Here is a 19,584-nt window from a genome sequence, read left to right on the forward strand (position 1 = left end):
CGGAGGGGGAGCCGCCGCGGTCGCCGTGCGTCCGGGGCCGGGTCGCCGTGCGTCCGGGCCGCCGAAGCCGGCTCAGCGCCCGCGCAGTTCCCCCTTCACCACCTTCCCGCTGGCGTTGCGGGGAAGTCGGGTGACGAAGGCGATCGTGCGGGGCACCTTGTAGTTGGCCATCTCCCGGCGGGACCAGGTGATCAGGTCGTCGGCCGTGAGAGCGGAGTGCGGGCGGCGGACCACGTAGGCCTTGCCGACCTCGCCGAGGCGGCTGTCCGGTACGCCGATCACCGCCACGTCGGCGACCGCGGGATGCAGTCCCAGCAGCTGCTCGATCTCCGCTGGGTAGGCGTTGAAGCCGCCGACGATGAACATGTCCTTGATCCGGTCGGTGATGCGGAGGTTGCCCTCGGCGTCGAGGACGCCCACATCGCCCGTGCGCAGCCAGCCGTCCGGCGTCAGGACCTCCGCCGTGGCCGCCGCGTCCTCGAAGTAGCCGCTCATCACGTTGAAGCCGCGGACCAGCACCTCGCCGGGAGATCCGGGAGCCGCCGGGGCGCCCGAGGGGTCCACCACCCGCACCTCGGTGCCGGGGATCGCCCGGCCCGAGGTCGAGGCGATCGCCTCCGGCCGGTCCCCCCTGCGGCACATGGTGACGATGCCGCTCGCCTCGGAGAGTCCGTACGCCGTCAGGACCGTGTCCACGCCGAGCTCCGTGCGCAGCCGCTCGACCAGACGCAGCGGGACCACCGCGGCGCCGGTCACCACCAGCCGCAGCGCGGAGAGGTCGTACGCGTCGCGGGCGGGGTGGTCGAGGAGCGACTGATGGAGGGTGGGCGGGCCGGGGAGGACGGATATGCGCTCCGCCGCCACGTTCGCGAGCACCGTGTCCACGTCGAACACCGGCTGCGGCACCATCGTCGCCCCGCGCATGAGACAGGCGATGATCCCGGCCTTGTAGCCGAAGGTGTGGAAGAAGGGGTTCACGATCAGATAGCGGTCACCCTCGCGCAGACCGGCGAGGTCGCTCCAGATCTCGTAGCCGCGGAGCGTCTGGGCGTGGGTGATCAGGGCGCCCTTCGGCCGGCCCGTCGTGCCCGAGGTGAAGATGATGTCCGAGGGGGAGCCTCCGGACACGGCGGCTCCACGACGGCGTACCTCGTCGCGTCCCACGCCCTCGCCGTCCGCCAGGAAGTCCTTCCAGGTACGGAAGTCGGCGGGGGCGTCGTCCGCGAGGACCACCACCCGCTCCAGGTGCGGGAGGCCGGGGAGCGGACCGGCGCCGAGGACGGGACCGGGTCCCGTCGCCCGCGGCTCCCCCGCCGCGCGGCGCAGCGCCGCCACGTACGACGTGCCGAGGAACGTCCCCGTCACGAACAGCAGTTTCGCCCGGCTCCTGGCCAGCACGTACGCCGCCTCGGCGCCCTTGAACCGGGTGTTGAGGGGGACCAGGACCGCCCCCGCGGACACAGCGCCGAGGGCGGAGACGATCCAGTCGAGGGTGTTCGGGGCCCAGATGGCCACCCGGTCGCCGACGCCCACGCCGCTCGCCACGCAGGCCGCCGCCGCGCGCTCCACCCGGGTGCCCAACTCCTCGTAGGAGACGCGCGTCCGGCCCTCGACGACCGCCTCCCGGTCCGCGAACCGGGCCGCCGCCGAGCGCACCAGCCCCGGCACGCCGCCCCACTCCAGGTCACCTCGCATCGCGTACCTTCCGCCGAAGCAGCACTAGCTGACTGCCCGTCAGATTAGCTGTAGCCTGACGGCCTGTCAGCAGCCGGGACCGTGTGCGGAGGTCACCCATGCCAGGGATCAAGGACGCCACAGCCGTCGTCGGAATCGGACAGACCGCCTTCGCCAGGCAACTGGCCGAGTCCGAGAAGACGTTGGCCTGTCGCGCGATCCTCGCCGCCCTCGACGACGCCGGCATCGCGCCCGCCGAGGTCGACGGGCTCGCCTCCTACACCATGGAGGAAACCGACGAGGTGGAGGTCGCCAAGGCCGTCGGGTTCGGCGACCTCACCTTCTTCAGCAAGGTCGGTTACGGGGGCGGCGGTTCGTGCGCCACCGTCGCACACCTGGCCGCCGCCATCGCCACCGGCCAGGCGACGGTGGGCGTGGCCTGGCGCTCGCGCAAGCGGGGCAGCGGGCCGCGCCCCTGGAAGAACACCGCCGTCCAGCTCCCCACCCCGGCCCAGTGGACCCGGCCCTTCGGGCTGCTGCGGCCCGCCGACGAGATCGGGATGCTCGCACGCCGGTACATGCACGAGTACGGGGCGACCCGCGACCACCTCTTCAACGTGGCGCTGGCCTGCCGCAACCGTGCCAACCAGAACCCGGCCGCGATGATGTACGAACGCCCGCTGACCCGCGAGATGTACATGACCGCCCGCTGGATCAGCGAGCCGCTGTGCCTCTTCGACAACTGCCTGGAGACGGACGGCGCGCTGGCGTGCGTGATCGTCTCCGCCGAGCGGGCCCGCGACTGCCGGCGGCGGCCCGTCTACGTCCACTCCGCCGCCCAGGGCCTGCCCGCCCAGCACCACGGGATGGTCAACTACTGGAACGACGACCCACTCACGGGCCCCGCCTGGACCGCCGCCCGGCATCTGTGGAAGCACGCCGACCTTACGCCCGAGGACGTGGACGTGGCGCAGATCTACGACGCGTTCACACCGCTGATACCCCTGTCGCTGGAGGGCTACGGCTTCTGCGGGCGCGGGGAGGGCGCGGCCTTCACGGAGGGCGGCGCGCTGGAGATCGGCGGACGGCTGCCGGTCAACACCGGGGGCGGCGGCCTCAGCGAGGCCTATGTGCACGGCTTCAACCTCATCAACGAGGGCGTGAAGCAGTTGCGGGGCACGAGTACGGCGCAGGTGCCGGGTGCGGCGACCTGTCTGGTCACGGCGGGGGAAGGGGTCCCGACCTCCGCCCTCCTGCTGAGGAACTGAGGGGACGGGACGGCCGACATGACGGACACGAACGAGAGCACCGGGACCGGCGGGACGGGCGAGCCTCTGCTGTCCCCCGTCCCCGACGACGACGGGGCGCCCTTCTGGCAGTACGCCGCCCGGGGCGAACTCCGCGTCCAGGCCTGCGCCGACTGCGGCGAACTGCGCTTCCCGCCGCGCCCCTGCTGCCCGCACTGCCACTCCTTCGCCGACGAGTGGCGAAGGATGAGCGGGCGCGGCCGGGTCTGGTCGTACGTCGTCCCGCATCCGCCGCTCCTTCCCGCCTACGCGGCGCTGGCCCCGTACAACGCGATCGTGGTGGAGCTGGACGAGGCGCCGAGGATACGGCTGGCCGGGAACCTGGTGAGCGGGCCGGACGGGCCCATCGGCTCCGTTCCGCCGCGGCGGATCCGCATCGGGGCCCGGGTGCAGGCGGTGTTCGCCGAGGTGAACGGCATGACCGTGCCCCGCTGGGTCCTGGAGCGGGCGTGAGCGCCGAGGCGGGAGGCGGCGGGCTCGCGGTGAACGTCGACAAGGGGGCCGGGGTCGCCGTCCTCACGCTCGACCGGCAGGACCGGCTCAACGCGGTCGATCTCGCGACGGCCGCCGAACTGGTCGCCGCCTGGCGGGAGTTCCGGTTCGACGACACCGTACGGGCACTCGTCGTCACCGGCGCGGGACGGCGGGCCTTCTGCACCGGGATCGACCGCGCCGCCGAGGTGCCGCAGCCCGATTCCCCGTACATGGTGGACGATCCGCTCGCCACGATCGGGCCGAAGGCCAACGACCTGTGGAAACCGGTGATCGCCGCCGTGAACGGGATCGCCTGCGGCGGAGCCTTCTATCTGCTGGGCGAGTCGGAGTTCGTCGTCGCCGACGAGGAGGCGTCCTTCTTCGACCCGCACACGACGTACGGAATGGTCAGCGCCTACGAGTCCGTCTACCTCGCCCAGCGGATGCCGTTCGGGGAGGTGGCGCGCATGGCGCTGATGGGGACCGCCGAGCGGGTCTCCGCGCGGCGGGCGTACGAGGTGGGGCTGGTGTCCGAACTCACCCCGCCGGGCCAGGCGTTGGCGGCGGCGGTCGAGTGCGCGACGGTCATCGCGTCCTACCCGGCCGAAGCCGTCCAGGGGACCGTGCGGGCGCTGTGGTCGGCGCAGGAGGCGACCCGTGCGGCGGCCCTGGCGCACGCTCCGCAGCTCGTCTCCCTCGGCAACCTGCCGGCCGAACGGCAGGCGAAGCTGTTCTCGGCCCGCCGGCCGGGGTTCCGGCTGCGGTGAAAGCGGGTTGCAGCTGCATCGAGCGCGGGTTCCGGCTGCGCCGAGCGCCGTCCGGACGGCGGACGCCGGCCCCCGCCTCCGCCGGGACGGAGAAACGCTCGAACCGCGCACGAGCGGGCCGGTCCGGGCCTCGCTCCCTGTGGCGGGCCGGTCACGCCGGGCGTAGCCTCGCTGCCGGAGCGGCTTCCGCAGGCCGTCCGCGCGAACGACGGCCGCCGTCCGGAGACCCTTCCGTGCCCGGTACGGCGGCCGTCACGCAATGGCCCGACGCTCACGTGGTGCGCGCGGTCCCGGTGCCCTTCTCCGCGTCCAGCGCGTACACGCAGCGGTCCTTGCTGCACGCGTACACGACGCCGTCCTTGACCACGGGCGCCCCGGTGATCTCGCCTCCGGTGGCCAGCTTCCAGCGCAGCCGCCCGTCGTCGGCCTTCAGGGTGTACAGGAGATGGTCCGTGGAGCCGAAGTGGATACGGCCCTCGGCCACCGCCGGGGCGCCCACCAGGTCGCCCCCGGCCTGGAAGCGCCACTTCGGGGTGCCGGTGACGGCGTCCAGCGTGTACAGGCCCTTGCCGCTGCCGACATGGACGTGTCCGGCGGCCACGAGGACCGGCTCGGTGGAGGCGCGGGACTCGGTGGCGATGCGCCAGCGGTCGCGGCCGTCGGTCGCGTCGAGGGCGTACACCGTGCCCAGGTAGTCGGCGAGGTAGACACCGCCGCCCGTCACCGCCGGGCCCGGGGCGAACGTCGGCGGGCTGAGGAAGACGGCCGGGGCCTCGAAGTGCCAGCGGACGTGACCGCCGGCCACGTCGATGGCGAGAACGCGGGTGCCCGCGCAGATGTAGACGTAGCCGTCGGGGGCGTGGGTCATACGGACCGGTACGCCGCCGCAGGAGGCCGTGTCGCCGATCGGGTACGACCAGCGCTCCTCGCCCGTACGGGCTTCGAGGGCGCGCAGCCGGGCGTCCTTCCAGACGTACACCGTGCCGTCGTGGATCGCCGGACCGGCCTCGGCGGACTCGAAGTCCGTCTGGGCGCCACTGATCTCCCAGAGCTTCTGGCCGTTCGCGGCCTCCCACGCCTGGACGCCGCCGCCGCGCGTGCCGGTGACGACCGTTCCGCGGTCGGCCTGGAGCGAGTAGACCCAGGCGTCCGTGGACAGACGCCAGAGGTCGGCGCCCTCCCTGGCTTCGAGCGCGTACAGCGTCGGCCCGTCGGACGCGTGGATACGGCCGTCCGCCACCGCCATCGACCAGGCCACGTCACGGGTCTTGAACCGGCGCCGGCCGGTCGCGACATCGAGGGCGTGGACTTCGAAGGACGTGACGTAGACGAGGTCGTCGGCGACCGAGGGAGTGCCCCAGACGTCGTTCGACATGCGGAAGCGCCAGGGGCGCCAGCCCGCCGAGGCGTCGGGGGTCGGCGGCGCGGCCGTGGGCACCGGCGCCGGTTCGGCGCCGTTCACACCGATGCGCGGCCGGGACCAGGACGCCGCGAGCCCGGCTTCCGGGGGCGGTGCCTTCACGGCCGCCGCGCGGGCGTCGAGGACCCGGGGGCCGGGGCCGATGGGCACCTGGGCGCCGGCGAGGCGCACGGGGCCGGTGTCGGGCGCCCCGACGGGCACCGGGGCGTGCGAAGGGGGCGGAGGCAGCGCCGGGCGCCCCCCGCCGCTGCGTCCGCTTCCCCCGGCCGGCCGCATGACCGGCGGACGGCCGCCACGGCGGGTCTCGATCATGGTCACCGCGCGCTCGGGCAGCCAGGCCGAGGCCGTACCGCTGTCGTCGGAGCCGGAGCCGAAGAGGTGGGGTGCGAGCTGGGCCTGGAGATCGGCGGGGTTGGGTCGGCCGGTGGCGTCCATCTGCATGCAGGACTCGATGAGCGGACGGAGCTCGTCGGGCAGGCCCTCGAGGTCCGGGCCCTCGCGGAGCAGCATGAAGACCGTCTCGACGGGGTTGGCGCCGTGGAAGGGGGCGTGTCCGGTGGCCGCGAAGACGAGCATCGAGCCGAGCGAGAAGACATCACTCGCACCGGTGACGCTGCGCGAGTCCTTCGCCTGCTCGGGCGACATGTAGGCGGGGGTGCCGACGGCCACGTTGGTCATGGTCAGACGGGTGTTCGAGACGCCGGACGCGATGCCGAAGTCGATCACGCGCGGTCCGTCCTCGACCACGAGGACGTTCGAGGGCTTCAGGTCACGGTGGACGAGTCCGGCGCCGTGGATCGACTGGAGCGCCTCCGCGACACCGGCCGCCAGCCAGCGCACCGCCTGGGCCGGGAGCGGCCCGCACTCGTTCACTATCTCCTCGAGCGAGGGCGCGGGCACGTACGCGGTGGCCAGCCACGGCACCGCGGCACGGGCGTCGGCGTCGACCACGGCCGCCGTGTAGAAGCCCGACACGGCGCGGGCCGCCTCGACCTCGCGCGAGAAGCGGACCCGGAACAACTGGTCCTCGGCGAGCTCGGTCCTGACCGTCTTGATCGCCACGCGCCGGCCGGAGGCCGAGCGCGCGAGATAGACCAGCCCCATGCCGCCGGCCCCCAGCCGGCCCAGCACCTCGAACGGCCCGATCCGGCGCGGATCGTGCTGCGTCAGCTGATCCACCACTTGCCTGCCACCTCCCCGTACGGGTCACGTCATCCACGTATGAACGCGGCCCAGTGCAGCGTCTCACCACCGCACCGCCGTGGCGGCACGCACCCCGATTCTTCCTGGCCGAGCCGCCGGTTGCGAACCAGGGGGCGGATCGGGGTGTCTCGTGACAAAACCGCCGCCCAGGAAGAAGTACGGCCGCCGGGGCGCCATGGTTCAGGGCCGAAATGCGCCCCTCACCCCCAGAAGTACCCCGCTCCGCACCCCGGAAGTGCCGTCCCTCACGTCGAAATGCCGCACTCCGCGGCGCGAATGCGTTTCGGACGGCGCCCCCGAATCATCCCCGTCGACCGGCGCCGCCGGAACACCCGCACCACCGACGGGACGTCACACCTGGTGGAAGCCCCTTCACCGTTCGAGTACCGCGAACGACGCACCCTGATTGTCCGTGACGACGGCCACCCGACCGTACGACGTGTCGAAGGGTGTCACCTGGACACGGCCGCCGAGCCTGTTCACCGTCCCGAGTGTCTTCTCGCAGTCCTCGACCCCGAAGTGGACGAGGAAGTGGGGTGGCATCTCGGCCGGAAAGACTCCCGTCAGGGGAACGCGGCCGAAATCGGGGGTCGCGTCGGGCCCGAACAGCGCGTCGTGGAAGAGGGTGCCGTAGAAGCGGTCGACGGTCGCGGTGTCGCGGGCGTAGAGCTCGGCCCAGCAGAACGTGCGCGGCTCGTGCCGCTTGGCGAAGCCGGCGTGGGTGCCGGGCTGCCAGAGGCCGAAGACGGCGCCCTCCGTGTCGGTGGCGAGGGCGGCCGTGCCCAGTTCGCCCGACGGTCCCACGGCCGTGGGCACGGCGATGACCCGGCCGCCCGCCCCCGTGATCCGGCGGGTGAGCCCCTCGGCGTCCGGCGTCGCGAAGTACACCGTCCACACGGTGGGCATCCGCCCGTCCAGCTTGGGCGTGAGCGCGGCGACCGGTTCGCCGTCCAGTTCCGCCCAGCCCTCGGGGCCCGACTCCTCCGGGAACGTCCAGCCGAAGAGCCCGCCGTAGAAGCGCTTGCCCGCCTCCACGTCGGCCAGCTGCGCGTCGACCCAGCAGGGCACACCCTCGGAGAATCCGGCGACAACGGCTGATTCGGCCATGCGGCCAAGCTAACGGCCCTTTCGGTATCCCGCAGAGCGTGCGCACCTGCTCCGGTGACGCCCCGTCCCTGCTCAGGGGCTCGCAGGGCGCCACGGGCCCCTGTCGCGGGGGTTCGCGCGGGCGAGATGCGGGCTTCCGCGGCGGGGGTCGTGCGGGCCGGGTGCGGGCTTCTGACACGGGTTCGCGCGGGTCGGGTGCGGGCTTCCGCGACGGGTTCGCGCGGGCCCTGCGCGGGCTCCCGTCGCGGAGGCCGGAATTCGCCGTCGCACCCCCGCTGAACCCACGTGGGAAAAGGCCGCACCCCATTTGCAGTCGGCCGAATCGCGCTCCGATCACCCCTCGGTAAGCTGACGGCATGACAGGACAAGTGCGTACCGTCGACGGCCGCGTGGCCGGACGGCGAGGGCAGGCGACCCGGCAGAAGCTGCTCGACTGCCTCAGCGAGATGCTCAGCTCATCGCCCTACCGGGACGTCAAAGTCATTGACGTCGCCCGGAAGGCAGGCACTTCACCGGCGACCTTCTACCAGTACTTCCCGGACGTCGAAGGCGCCGTCCTGGAGATCGCCGAGCAAATGGCCGCCGAGGGCGCCGAGTTGACCCAGTTGCTCGAAGGCCGTTCATGGGTCGGCAAGGCCGGCTGGCAGACCGCCCAGGAACTCGTGGACGGCTTCCTCGAGTTCTGGCGGAGGAACGACGCGATCCTGCGAGTCGTCGATCTCGGCGCCGCCGAGGGCGACAAGCGGTTCTACAAGATCCGCATGAAGATCCTGAACTCCGTGAACAACTCCCTCACGGACTCGGTCACCGAACTCCAGTCCAAGGGCAAGGTCGACAAGGACGTCAACCCTGCCGCGATGGCCGGTTCCCTCGTCGCCATGCTCGCCGCGGTCGCCTCGCACCAGAAGGGGTTCCAGACCTGGGGCGTCAAGCAGGCCGAACTCAAGCCGAACCTCGCGCTGTTGGTGTATCTGGGCGTGACCGGGAAGAAGCCGACGAAGTAGGTTTCCGCGTCCGAACGCTCCAGCTCCTGTCATGCGGGCGGCCGTTCGTCCCGGAGGAACACTCCGGCGGACCGCCGCCCGCTGCGCTGTACGGCGACCGGGAACCGGCTGCGAGGAACGGGCCGCGCGTCCCAGCCCGTTCGGCCGTCCGCCCACCCGGCGCGCCTCGGCCCGACGGCCGTCCGCCCGGCTACCGTGCTCAGCCCTGCCGGACCTCGTCCTCCGCGGAGTCGGCGGGCACCTCTCTGCGTACGATCCTGAAGAGCCGTATCTCCCGGTCCACCCGGGCCTGGTAGGTGGCGTACGGCGGCCAGAACGCCAGTACCGTCCTCCAGACCGCCTCCCTCTCCTCGCCCGTGAGGAGCCGGGCCGTGACGGGAATGTCCTCGCCCTTCCAGTTGATGACGGCGTCGGGACGGGCGAGCAGGTTCGCGGTCCAGGCGGGATGGCCCGTACGGCCGAAGTTGGACCCGATGAGAATCCAGCCCGACCCCGACCCCGCCCCCGCCCCCTCGCCGGACCCTGCCGCCGCACCCCCAGTGGACCCCGCCGCCGTGCCCTCGCCCGGGCCCGCCCCCGCACCCCCGGTGGACCCCGCCCTCGCGCCCGGGGCGTCGCCCTCCGGCATACAGGCCAGCGGGGTACGGCGCTCCAGTCCGCTCCTGGCGCCGCGCGCGGTCAGGACGACACCCGGCAGCATCTGGGCGCTGAGCAGCACCTTCCCGCGAGTGAGCCGGTGCACGGCACGGTCGAGGGCCGGTATGAGGTGAGGGGCCACCCTGGCGAACGCCCGGGTGGAGGACACCCGCTGCACCAGCCGCACCCCGGGCATCCTCCTCGCCCCGGTCCCCACCCCGGCCCCCGCCCTCCCGGCGGCGCCGGCTCCCGCGCCCGCTCCCCCGCCGAGGCCGCCTCCGGTCCCGCTCCCCCCGCGTGAACGCCTGCCCGCCGCCATCAGACCGTCACCTCTCCCCCGTCGAAGAGCCGGGCCGCGTCGGCCGCGTGCGCGCGCAGCCGGTGAACGGGGCCGAAGAGCAGTTCGTCACCGGACGCGCGCTTGAAGTAGAGATGGGCCTCGTGCTCCCAGGTGAAGCCGATGCCGCCGTGCAGCTGGACGCCCTCGGAGGCGGCGGTGCGCAGCGCCTCGAGCCCCTGGGCCAGCGCGAGGGCACCCACGCGCTCACCGCCCGTCCCGGTGGCCCAGGCCGCGTAGTACGCCGCCGAGCGGGCCGACTGCACGCCCACGTAGACGTCCGCGAGCCGGTGCTTGACCGCCTGGAAGGAGCCGATCGCCCGCCCGAACTGCTCACGCCGGCCGACGTGTTCGATGGTGCGCTCCAGAATACGGTCGGCGGCGCCCACGGCCTCCACGGCGAGGACGGCCGCGGCGGTGTCCCCGACGGCGGCCAGCGCCGCGGGCACGTCGGCCCGGTCGTCGCCCAGCAACTCGGCCTCCACTTCCCGTAGTTCGAGTCCGGCCTGCGGGCGGGTCGGATCCAGGGAGGTCTGCCGTGTGCGTACGAGCCCGTCGGCGTCGTCCCTCACCAGGAACAGCAGCGTCCGTGACCGCGCGAACCCGCCGGTGTGCGCGGCCACCACCAGCAGCCCGGCGCTGTGGCCGTCGAGCACCTGCGCCGCCTGCCCGTAGAGCCGCCACACGCCGTCCGCCCGGCGCGCCTGGACGCCTCCGGCGCGGCCGCCGCCCGCCCAGTCGCCGCGATTGTCGCCGACCAGCCCGAGGGCGGTGGCCAGGCCCGTACCGGGGACGGCGAGGGCGGCGGTCAGCGCGCCCGATGCCAGCGCCGGCAGCAGTGCGGCGCGCTGCGCCTCGGTGCCGAGGGCCAGGATCAGCGGGGCGGCGAGGACGGCGGTGGAGAGCAGCGGCGAGGGCGCGAGGGCGCGGCCCGACTCCTCGCAGGCGAGGGCGAGTTCCGTCATCGAGCAGCCGACACCGCCGTACGCCTCGGGGAGGGCCAGTCCGGGCAGCCCGAGTTGCAGCGCGAGGGCTTCCCAGAGCGCGGGGTCGTAGCCCGCGGGGGTCAGCTCGGCGGCCCGCAGCTCCTGCGGCCCGCACCGCTTCACCAGCAGTTCCCGCAGGGTGCGGCGGATCTCCTCCTGCTCCGCGGTGAGCTGGGCATCCATGGGCGGGCTCCTCCCTCGTCGGGCAGCGGGACGATCGGGCGGCGGGACGGCCGGGCGGCGAGCGTCCGGGATCCGCCGGGGCGGCACAACGAGCCGGCCAGGCCGGCTGATCCGCAGACCGATCCGACGGGCTGATCCGCAAGCCGATCCGACGGATCGATCCGAACAGCCCGCATGACGGTTCAATCCGAACAGCTCATATGGCGAATTGATCTGACGGGCCGTCATGTTAGGGCGAGGGATCCCAGATGCACAGGGGTGCGACGGCCTCCCGGCGGGTCCGGCATCTGATGTACCGTCAGATTCATGACTCACGCCACCCCGGGCCGCAGCCGTCGAAAGGTCGCCGTCGTCGGCATATCCCTGTCCGACTGCGGCCGCGTGGACGAGGCGACCCCGTACGCGCTGCACGCCCAGGCCGCGCGCCGCGCCCTGGCCGACTCCGGCCTTGACCGCTCGGTGATCGACGGACTCGCCTCGGCCGGGCTCGGCACGCTCGCGCCCGCCGAGGTGGCCGACTATCTCGGGCTGCGGCCCACCTGGGTCGACTCGACCTCGGTCGGCGGGTCCACCTGGGAGGTCATGGCGGCCCACGCTGCCGACGCCATAGCGGCGGGCCACGCGAACGCCGTCCTGCTCGTCTACGGCTCCACCGCCCGCGCCGACATCAGGGCGGGCCGCCGCACCGGCAACCTGTCGTTCGGTGCCCGGGGCCCCCTCCAGTTCGAGGTCCCGTACGGCCACACCCTGATCGCCAAGTACGCGATGGCCGCGCGCCGCCACATGCACACGTACGGCACCACGCTCGAACAGCTCGCCTCGGTGGCGGTCCAGGCCCGCGCGAACGCGGCACGCAACCCGGAGGCGATGTTCCGCGCCCCGGTCACCGTCGACGACGTCCTGTCGGGCCCGATGATCGCGGACCCCTTCACCAAACTGCACTGCTGCATCCGTTCCGACGGCGGCGCGGCGGTGCTGCTGGCGGCCGAGGAGTACGTACGCGACTGCCGCACGGCCCCGGTGTGGGTGCTCGGGACCGGCGAGCACGTCTCGCACACCACCATGTCCGAGTGGGCGGACTTCACCGTCTCCCCGGCGGCGGTGAGCGGCCGGCTCGCCTTCGAGCGGGCGGGAGTCCGCCCGGCCGAGATCGACTTCGCCGAGATCTACGACGCCTTCACCTACATGACCCTGGTGACCCTGGAGGACCTCGGCTTCTGCGCCAAGGGCGAGGGCGGCGCCTTCGTGGACGCGGCGAAGGGGCGGCTCCTGGTGGGCGGGGAGCTGCCGGTGAACACCGACGGCGGCGGCCTCTCGGCCCAGCACCCCGGCATGCGCGGCCTGTTCCTGCTCGTGGAGGCCGTACGGCAGCTGCGCGGCGACCTCCCGGCGGAGCGCCAGGTCCGGCGCCCCGACGGGACCCTGCCCGAACTGGCCGTGGCGTCCGGGACGGGTGGCTGGTTCTGCTCGTCGGGGACGGTGGTGCTGGGGCGGGGGTGAAGAGCGGCACCGGGCCCGCCGCCCCGGGTGATACTCGGGCCATGGAACCGGATCTTCATGAGCTGCTGAGATCGCTGCGGGTGTGGGACACGGAGCTGCCCGGCTTCGCCCCCGAGGAGGCTCCGGGGGACCCGCTGACCCTGTTCACCCGGTGGTTCGCGGAAGCCGCGGCGGCCGGACAGGCCGAGCCGCACACGATGTCGCTCGCGACGGCCGGCGAGGACGGGCTGCCCGACGTCCGTACGGTGATGCTGCACGGCGCGGACGACGCCGGCTGGGCGTTCGCCTCACACGTGACGAGCCGCAAGGGACGCCAGCTGGCCGCCCGGCCGTACGCCGCTCTCGGTTTCTACTGGCCCGCGCGGGGCCGCCAGATCCGGCTCCGCGGCCCGGTCACGGCCGCGTCGCCCGAGGAGGGCCAGGCGGACCTGCACGCCCGCTCCACGGGGGCACTGGCCGCAGCGCTGGTGGGCCGGCAGAGCGAAGTCCTGCCCTCGCGCGCCGAGTTGGACCGGGCCTCGGACGCGGCCTGGGAACAGGCCGAGAGCGCCCCGAGCTCCCCCGCCCCGACCTGGACGCTCTACCGACTCCGCCCCGACGAGGTCGAGTTCTTCCAGGGCGACGCCCGCCGTCGCCACACCCGGCTCGTCTACCGCCGCGCGGAGCCCGGCTGGACCACCGAACTGCTGTGGCCGTGACACCGGCGGTGACCGCGGATCCGGCACCCTGACGTCCGCCCCGCGGGTCCGGCCCTGGACGTCCAGGCCTCGGGCGTCCAGGCCTTGGGCGTCCAGGCCCTGGCTAGACGTCGTACGTGAAGTCGTACGTCGCGAAGCCGGCGACGGGACGGTAGCCGATGCGCTGGTACAGGCCGTTGCTGGTCGGATTGGCGAGGTCGGTGAAGAGCAGGACCTCCTGGACACCGGTGGCGGTCGCGGCGCGGCTGACCTCGGCGGTGACGGCTCCGGCGTATCCCCGGCCGCGCAGGTTCGCCGGGGTGTAGACCGGGGCGACCCGGAGCTGTCCGGCGACCGGCGGTGTCACGCCCGCCATGGCGACGGGCGTGCCGTCGGGGGCCTCCCAGAGGGTGATGCCGCCGTAGGAGATCCGGTCGTCGGCCCAGGCGCCGGGGTCGCGGTGCGCGCCTTCGGCGATGGATTCGGCGAACTCCGTGTACCAGCGGGCGAGCAGGTCCCGGTCGCCCTCGTCGGCGATCCGGGGGCGGCCGGGCGGCGCGGGCTCGGGCACCGTCAGGCCGCCCAGCCGGTACAGCCGCTCGCTCCGCAGCAGCTCGGCCCTAGCTCCGGTCCGCCGCCCCCAGATCGCGGCGAAGCCCTCGGCGGTGTCCTGGTCGGCGGAGATCCCGGGCACCTCGATCCCCGCGTCCACGAGCAGCGCGGCGAGCCCCTCCGCACCCCGCTCGTCCAGCGAGGTGACGTTCAGCCGGTACGGCGGCGTACGGAAGAAGGCCGCGCGGACGGCCCCGTCCCGCTCCAGGGTCCCGAAGACCGGCGCGCTCTCGCCGTACTGGCGCATCCCCCGCCTGCGCAGTGCCTCCGTCACGGTCAGCGCGACGGTGTGCCGCGCGGGACGCGAACGGAGAAAGTCCCCGGCCCGGGCGAGAAACGCGTCGAGGTCGTGCGTGAGCTGCCAGTCGTACGTCACGGAGGTCATGGCCGATGATCCCGTGCGGCCACGACGACGTGCCTCCGAATTTCGGCGGATGGGAGTGACCCGTGAGCCTGAAGGGGCTTGAATGGCTGGATGTCCGACGGCCATGTGCACTTCTCCGTCCAGCCGTTCCCCGAGGTGACCGGTCTCGGTCTGCGGCTGCGCCCCTGGGACCCGGAGTCCGACGCCGACGCGTCGGCGTATCTGCGCGGACTGACCGATCCCGAGTTGCAGCGCTGGAACACCCCGCTCAGGTTCGTCCGGGCCATCGAGGACGCCCGCGCGGCGCTCGGCAGGCGCGTCGCCGCCGCGAGGGACGGCTCCGGGGTCTCCTTCTGTGTCACCGACGCCGAGAGCGACGAGACGCTGGGCCACATCGGCGTCAACGAGATCGACCACGTCACGAGCTGCGCCCGCATCGGCTACTGGGTGCTCCCGGAGTCCCGCGGCCGTCAGGTCGCCACCCGCGCCCTCCTCCTCGCGGCCCGCTACGGCTTCACCGAACTCGCCCTGCACCGCCTGGAACTCGGCCACGCCGTGGGCCACGAGGTGTCCTGCCGGGTCGCCGAACGCTGCGGATTCCGGCACGAGGGGACCCTGCGCGGCGCGATGTTCGAGGCCGGCCGCCATGACGCGTTCCGCGACGTACACCTGCACGGACGCCTGGCGACGGACCCGGAACCGGCGCCCGCCGGGTAGCGGCAGGCCGCCCAGGTGCCACGGGGCCACCGGGCCACCGGGCCGGAGTGTCTCGGTCCCGGGAGACCGGGTCCCGGGAGACCGGGACGGTCACCCGTCGGCGTGTGAAGCCGGCCGGAACACGGGGATCCCCGCCCGGAAGGCCACCTCCAGTTCCATCCCGATCCGCAGCACCGCCTCCTCGCACCCGATCACCTCGGTCATCATCCGGGGCCCCTCCGCCAGGTCGACGACGGCGGCGGCGTACGGCACGCGTTCGCCGAACGGAGGCAGGTCGTTGCGGTGGACGACGGACCAGGTGTAGAGCGTGGCGCGTCCGCTCGCGGGGCTCCAGTTCACGTCCTCGCTCCAGCAGTACGGGCAGAACTCGCGTGGATAGTGGTGGACGCGGTCGCAGGCCGCGCAGTGCCGGATCAGCAGCCGCCCCTGGGCCGCGGCCTCCCAGTACGGCCGGGTGAAGGCATCCGCCTCGGGAGCGTCGAACCCGCCGCCGGGTCCTGTCGAGCCCCGACCGGTCCCGCTCACCCGAAGAGTCCCAGGGCGCTGTCCAGCGACCACACCTGCCAGGACATCCCGAACAGCCCGACGGCCGAGACCAGCGCCATCATCGCGTTCTGCCCCTGTTCCGCCCAGTCGTGGATCATGAGCGTGAAGTAGAGGACGTTGAGGAGCAGGCCCGCGACCAGTGCGACCGGAGTCAGCAGCCCGGCCACCAGCCCGAGACCGAGCGCCAGCTCCGCGTACACGACGACGTACGCCATCGCCCTGGGCCGCGGTGCGACGACCGTGTCGAAACCGGAACGCACCGCGTTCCAGCGGTGCTTGGACGCGATGTCCGCCGCCCACGCGATTCCGGTGCCGCGCTCGAACCAGCCCTTCTTGTCCTTGTGCCGCCAGCTCTCGAGCCACCACAGGCCGAGCCCGATACGGAGCACGGCCAGCCATTCCGCCCCGCCGAGCCAGATCGTGTCCATGGCCGAACCTCCCGCAGAGGAGTCGTATCTGACGGTACGTCAGTTTCAACGCCCCGGGACGCTCGCGCAAGAGGCAGGCACCGGCCGGCCGGGAGGAGACGGCCGGCACGCCGTCATCCACCCTCACCCCACCCCTCCCGGGGGGGCGCGCGAAGCCAATCCCACGCCCCGGCAAAGGGCGTACGCCCCGGCGCTCACCTGCGACGACACCCCGCTTTTCACACTCCTTCACCACACCGAAGTGACCTACGCCACCAAGTCCACCCACCCCTCCCACAGGCGTGACCAGTTCGCAACCGATTCAGGTCTTGACCGAGACCTATCAAGCAAAGTCGTGATTACGCTCGCGCTATGGCCGACTCGACTGCTTCCACGACCCCCCGCACGGTGCCCTCCCACGAGGACCGCCCCGTGTACGTGATCGGAGGCGGCCCCGGGGGACTCGCGGCGGCGTACGCACTGCGCGCCCGGGGCGTACGAGCCGTCGTCCTGGAGAAGTCGGACCAGGTCGGCGCGTCCTGGCGGGGCCACTACGACCGGCTGCACCTGCACACCACCCGGCGCCTGTCCGCGCTGCCGGGGCTGTCGATGCCGCGCTCGTTCGGCCGGTGGGTGGCCCGCGACAACGTGGTGCGCTACCTGGAGAAGTACGCCGAGCACCACACCCTGGAGATCGTCACGGGCGTCGAGGTCTCCCGCGTCGAGCCCGCCCCCGGCGGCGACGGCTGGCTGCTGCACGCCACCGGCGGACGTGAGCTGACCGGCAGCGCGGTGGTCGTCGCGACCGGTTACAACCACACCCCGCGCGTCCCCGACTGGTCCGGCCGCGACACCTACACCGGTGAACTGCTGCACGCCGGCGAGTACCGCAACCCCGCCCCCTACGCGGGCCGCGACGTCCTTGTCGTCGGCATGGGCAACACCGGCGCCGAGATCGCCGTGGACCTGGTCGAGGGCGGTGCCTCGCGCGTACGGCTGTCCGTCCGCACCGCGCCGCACATCGTGCGCCGCTCGACGGCGGGCTGGGCCGCGCAGTTCACGGGCATCGTCGTACGGCGGCTGCCGGTGCGCCTCGTGGACGCGCTGGCCGGCCCGATGGCGAAGCTCAGCGTGCCCGACCTGGCGGCGCAGGGCCTGCCCCGCCCCGACACCGGGCTCTACTCCCGCGTCAACGAGGGTTCCATCCCCGTCCAGGACGTCGGCGTCATCGACGCCGTCCGCAAGGGCAAGGTCGAGATCGTGGCCGCCGTCGAGGGATTCGAGGACGACAAGGCCGTCCTCGCCGACGGGAACCGGATCGCCCCGGACGCGGTGATCGTCGCGACCGGCTACACGCGGGCCCTGGAAGGCATGGTCGGACACCTCGAGGTGCTCGACGGCCGCGGACACCCGCTCGTGCACGGCGGCCACACCCCGAAGAACGCGCCCGGCCTGTACTTCACGGGTTTCACCAACCCCATCTCCGGCATGTTCCGCGAACTCGCCCTGGACGCCGAGAAGATCGCGAAGGCAGTGGCCCGCCACACCTCCAAGCCCGAGTCCGCACCGACGGACGCCCCGGCGCCCACCGCCTGACACCTCGGCACCTCGGCACCTCGGCACCCCGGCACCCCGGCACCCCGGCACCCCGGCACCCGCCGATTGGGCAGGTTTTTCGCTCCCTGCGCCCCTGTACTGATTTGCGGGGGGTGTCAGTGCAGTGCGGCCTCGCCGGCGTGAACGGCGCGCAGGGCGCGCTCGACCGTCTCCCGGCTCTCGCCGACCGGGGCCACGTAGCCCATGACGTCGCGCACGGCGCCCTCCCCGAGCGTGCGGGTCATCACCCACGTGGCGAGGTACTGGGAGGCCAGGCAGCCGCCCGCCGTGGCGATGTTCCCAGAGGCATGGAACGGCGCGTCCAGCACCGTGACGCCGCAGGCTTCCACGAAGGGCCGGCTCTTCACGTCCGTGCTGACCGGCATGCCGTCGAGCAGGCCGAGCCGGGCGAGCACCAGGGCGCCCGAGCACTGCGCGCCGATCAGCTGACGCGACGGGTCGAGCGACAGCCGGGAGATCAGCCGGTCGTCGGCGACCACCTCGCGCGCCTTCACCCCACTGCCGATCAGCACGACGTCCGCTTCGGTCACGAACTCCATCGGGCGCTGTCCGGTGACCTCGACACCGTTCATCGACGTGACCACCGGGGCGGGGGTCGTGATGAAGGCCTCCAGGCCGTCCTTTCGGCACCGGTTGATCAACGCGGAGGCGATGAAGCTGTCGAGCTCGTTGAACCCGTCGAACGTGACCACGGCTACCTGCATGGCATCTCCTCGAAGCACGGCGCTGGAGGTGCAGATTCTCATCCGCTCCGTGCCCGGATCGCGGGCCAATCGGCAATCGGTGGCTCATCCGTCAGAACTGAAGTTGTCGGGGTCCGCCGGGCCGTGGAAGGCGGAAGGCGGTCGTGCGCGGCGCGGACCGGCGGGACGACGGCGAAGCCGACGCGGGCGGCCTCGCCGCGGAGAGGAACCGAGTGGCATGGCATCCCCTTTGAGCGTGAACGTGTTCACGGCACCGGAGAAGGAGCTGGTGGCCGAGCGGTCCCGGCCCACCTCACCGACTTCGACCGCCTCCAGCAGGAGACCGGCAGCGACCAGGAGCTCTACGACGCCATGACCGAGCTGTATCCCGACCGGGTCAGCCACCAGACCTGGCTGATGTTCGGCTTCCAGCAGGCCTGAGGGTCGGCGGTCAGCCGTCGGCGGTCAGCGCGGAAAGTCGCCCACGGCTGTGCCGAGGTCGCTTTCGAGTTCACCGGGCGTCTGGAGGCCCCGCCCGGCGAGGTGGTCCAGACGCTCACGGCTCTCGGGCCGGGCGATCAGGCTCTGGAATGTCGCGGCGTCGGAGCGGACGTGGGCGGCCGATGCCAGCGTGAGCTCGTTGACGGCACGCTTGGCCGCTCGCACCCCTTCCGGTGGGAAGCCGGCGATGCGTTTCGCCAGGCGCTCGACGAAGCCGTCCAGCTCGGTGTCGGGCAGGGCGCGGTTGATCCAGCCGTAGCGCTCGGCGGTGTCGGCGTCGAAGTCGTCGGCGCTGACGATGGCCTCGATGGCGCGAGTCCGGCCGAGCCGCCGGGCCAGGTGCTGGACACCACCCGCGCCGGGCAGCGCACCGGTGCCGGCCTCGAACTGCCCGAAGACCGCCTTCTCGCGCGAGGCGAAGATCATGTCGCACGCCAGGGCAAGTTCGTTGCCGCCGCCGCGGGCGCGCCCGCGCACCTTGGCGACGGTGATCACCGGAACCCGCGCCAGCTTGTACAGGAACATGCCGAGCGAGGCGTCGCCGGGGCCACCCGCCTTCGCGGCTTCCGCGGTGTACTGCGGGACGGCCGTGAGGTCCACGTGCGCGGAGAAATAGTCCGGCGAAGCGCTGTCGATGACGACAACGCGCACGTCACCCGGGTCGGTGTACAGCATGTCGACGAGGGAGACCAGGTCACGGACCAGGTCGACACCGAGGAGGTTCAGGGGGCCTGCGTCGAGGGTCGCGAACAGGACGCCGTCCTCCAGCCGGGTCCGGATCGACGGACGGTCGACGCTCATGACAGCTCCTGGGCGTGAGGTGGACGCGGGGACTGAGCCTCTGTCCCAGGGTGCGCCCTCC

Annotated in this window: 19 protein-coding genes; 9 read left to right on the forward strand and 10 right to left on the reverse strand. The window is 72.9% G+C overall.

The window, feature by feature from the left end:
• Positions 1–72: 72 nt before the first annotated feature.
• Positions 73–1,695: a FadD3 family acyl-CoA ligase gene (locus tag ABZV42_RS01335; RefSeq protein WP_356050614.1), complete on the reverse strand. Its 1,623-nt coding sequence runs from the start codon at positions 1,693–1,695 to the stop codon at positions 73–75.
• A 98-nt stretch (positions 1,696–1,793) separates the two neighbouring features.
• Here ABZV42_RS01335 and ABZV42_RS01340 point away from each other — a divergent pair, with 98 nt between their 5' ends.
• Genes ABZV42_RS01340 through ABZV42_RS01350 form a run of 3 tightly spaced genes read left to right on the forward strand, consistent with a single transcriptional unit; the run spans position 1,794 to position 4,222 of the window.
• Positions 1,794–2,942 (forward strand): lipid-transfer protein, encoded by a 1,149-nt coding sequence (locus ABZV42_RS01340; protein WP_355977794.1) that lies wholly within the window; start codon positions 1,794–1,796, stop codon positions 2,940–2,942.
• Between the two features lie 18 nt (positions 2,943–2,960).
• Positions 2,961–3,434, forward strand: coding sequence for an OB-fold domain-containing protein (locus ABZV42_RS01345; protein WP_356050615.1), 474 nt, complete (start codon positions 2,961–2,963; stop codon positions 3,432–3,434).
• Positions 3,431–4,222 carry an enoyl-CoA hydratase/isomerase family protein gene (locus ABZV42_RS01350; protein WP_356050616.1) on the forward strand — a complete coding sequence of 264 codons (792 nt, stop codon included), beginning with the start codon at positions 3,431–3,433 and terminating at the stop codon, positions 4,220–4,222. The genes ABZV42_RS01345 and ABZV42_RS01350 overlap by 4 nt, the downstream gene beginning before the upstream one ends.
• A gap of 271 nt (positions 4,223–4,493) precedes the next feature.
• On the opposite strand, the gene ABZV42_RS01355 is transcribed toward ABZV42_RS01350, so the two are convergent.
• Entirely contained in the window at positions 4,494–6,824 is a 2,331-nt protein-coding gene (locus tag ABZV42_RS01355) for a serine/threonine-protein kinase (protein WP_355977788.1), read from the reverse strand.
• Positions 6,825–7,217: 393 nt separating this feature from the next.
• Positions 7,218–7,952 (reverse strand): VOC family protein, encoded by a 735-nt coding sequence (locus ABZV42_RS01360; protein ID WP_355977786.1) that lies wholly within the window; start codon positions 7,950–7,952, stop codon positions 7,218–7,220.
• 368 nt (positions 7,953–8,320) lie between these two features.
• Between ABZV42_RS01360 and ABZV42_RS01365 the strand changes: the two genes are divergently transcribed.
• Positions 8,321–8,956, forward strand: coding sequence for a TetR family transcriptional regulator (locus tag ABZV42_RS01365; RefSeq protein ID WP_355977918.1), 636 nt, complete (start codon positions 8,321–8,323; stop codon positions 8,954–8,956).
• A gap of 199 nt (positions 8,957–9,155) precedes the next feature.
• Here the strand turns inward: ABZV42_RS01365 and ABZV42_RS01370 are convergent, their stop codons facing one another.
• Together ABZV42_RS01370 and ABZV42_RS01375 are read right to left on the reverse strand one after the other, a co-directional pair.
• On the reverse strand, positions 9,156–9,788 hold the full coding sequence (locus tag ABZV42_RS01370) for a nitroreductase/quinone reductase family protein (RefSeq protein ID WP_356050617.1): 633 nt from the start codon (positions 9,786–9,788) through the stop codon (positions 9,156–9,158).
• A 122-nt stretch (positions 9,789–9,910) separates the two neighbouring features.
• Positions 9,911–11,098: an acyl-CoA dehydrogenase family protein gene (locus ABZV42_RS01375; protein ID WP_356050618.1), complete on the reverse strand. Its 1,188-nt coding sequence runs from the start codon at positions 11,096–11,098 to the stop codon at positions 9,911–9,913.
• A 306-nt stretch (positions 11,099–11,404) separates the two neighbouring features.
• On the opposite strand from ABZV42_RS01375, the gene ABZV42_RS01380 reads away from it, so the two are divergent.
• On the forward strand, positions 11,405–12,598 hold the full coding sequence (locus tag ABZV42_RS01380) for an acetyl-CoA acetyltransferase (RefSeq protein WP_355977780.1): 1,194 nt from the start codon (positions 11,405–11,407) through the stop codon (positions 12,596–12,598).
• Between the two features lie 41 nt (positions 12,599–12,639).
• Positions 12,640–13,296 carry a pyridoxal 5'-phosphate synthase gene (locus ABZV42_RS01385; RefSeq protein WP_355977778.1) on the forward strand — a complete coding sequence of 219 codons (657 nt, stop codon included), beginning with the start codon at positions 12,640–12,642 and terminating at the stop codon, positions 13,294–13,296.
• A gap of 103 nt (positions 13,297–13,399) precedes the next feature.
• Here the strand turns inward: ABZV42_RS01385 and ABZV42_RS01390 are convergent, their stop codons facing one another.
• Positions 13,400–14,272, reverse strand: a complete 873-nt coding sequence (locus ABZV42_RS01390) for a GNAT family N-acetyltransferase (RefSeq protein ID WP_355977776.1) — start codon at positions 14,270–14,272, stop codon at positions 13,400–13,402.
• A 90-nt stretch (positions 14,273–14,362) separates the two neighbouring features.
• Here ABZV42_RS01390 and ABZV42_RS01395 point away from each other — a divergent pair, with 90 nt between their 5' ends.
• On the forward strand, positions 14,363–14,968 hold the full coding sequence (locus ABZV42_RS01395; protein WP_356050619.1) for a GNAT family protein: 606 nt from the start codon (positions 14,363–14,365) through the stop codon (positions 14,966–14,968).
• Positions 14,969–15,058: 90 nt separating this feature from the next.
• Here the strand turns inward: ABZV42_RS01395 and ABZV42_RS01400 are convergent, their stop codons facing one another.
• Together ABZV42_RS01400 and ABZV42_RS01405 are read right to left on the reverse strand one after the other, a co-directional pair.
• Positions 15,059–15,493 carry an OB-fold domain-containing protein gene (locus tag ABZV42_RS01400; RefSeq protein ID WP_355977772.1) on the reverse strand — a complete coding sequence of 145 codons (435 nt, stop codon included), beginning with the start codon at positions 15,491–15,493 and terminating at the stop codon, positions 15,059–15,061.
• A complete protein-coding gene (locus ABZV42_RS01405; protein WP_356050620.1) occupies positions 15,490–15,942 on the reverse strand; it encodes a DoxX family protein in 453 nt (150 codons plus the stop codon). Before ABZV42_RS01405 ends, ABZV42_RS01400 begins: the two co-directional genes overlap by 4 nt.
• Before the next feature lie 351 nt (positions 15,943–16,293).
• Between ABZV42_RS01405 and ABZV42_RS01410 the strand changes: the two genes are divergently transcribed.
• Positions 16,294–17,517 carry an NAD(P)/FAD-dependent oxidoreductase gene (locus tag ABZV42_RS01410; RefSeq protein ID WP_356050621.1) on the forward strand — a complete coding sequence of 408 codons (1,224 nt, stop codon included), beginning with the start codon at positions 16,294–16,296 and terminating at the stop codon, positions 17,515–17,517.
• A 116-nt stretch (positions 17,518–17,633) separates the two neighbouring features.
• Here ABZV42_RS01410 and ABZV42_RS01415 read toward each other — a convergent pair whose 3' ends face one another.
• Positions 17,634–18,242, reverse strand: coding sequence for a DJ-1/PfpI family protein (locus tag ABZV42_RS01415; RefSeq protein WP_355977766.1), 609 nt, complete (start codon positions 18,240–18,242; stop codon positions 17,634–17,636).
• 123 nt (positions 18,243–18,365) lie between these two features.
• Between ABZV42_RS01415 and ABZV42_RS01420 the strand changes: the two genes are divergently transcribed.
• Complete coding sequence (locus ABZV42_RS01420) at positions 18,366–18,662, forward strand: hypothetical protein (RefSeq protein WP_356050622.1); 297 nt, start codon at positions 18,366–18,368, stop codon at positions 18,660–18,662.
• A 24-nt stretch (positions 18,663–18,686) separates the two neighbouring features.
• Here ABZV42_RS01420 and ABZV42_RS01425 read toward each other — a convergent pair whose 3' ends face one another.
• A complete protein-coding gene (locus ABZV42_RS01425) occupies positions 18,687–19,523 on the reverse strand; it encodes an enoyl-CoA hydratase/isomerase family protein (protein WP_355977762.1) in 837 nt (278 codons plus the stop codon).
• Positions 19,524–19,584 lie beyond the last annotated feature (61 nt).

Origin of the sequence: Streptomyces sp. NPDC005281 (genome assembly GCF_040607495.1) — a bacterium.
In the GTDB taxonomy this organism is placed as follows: domain Bacteria; phylum Actinomycetota; class Actinomycetes; order Streptomycetales; family Streptomycetaceae; genus Streptomyces.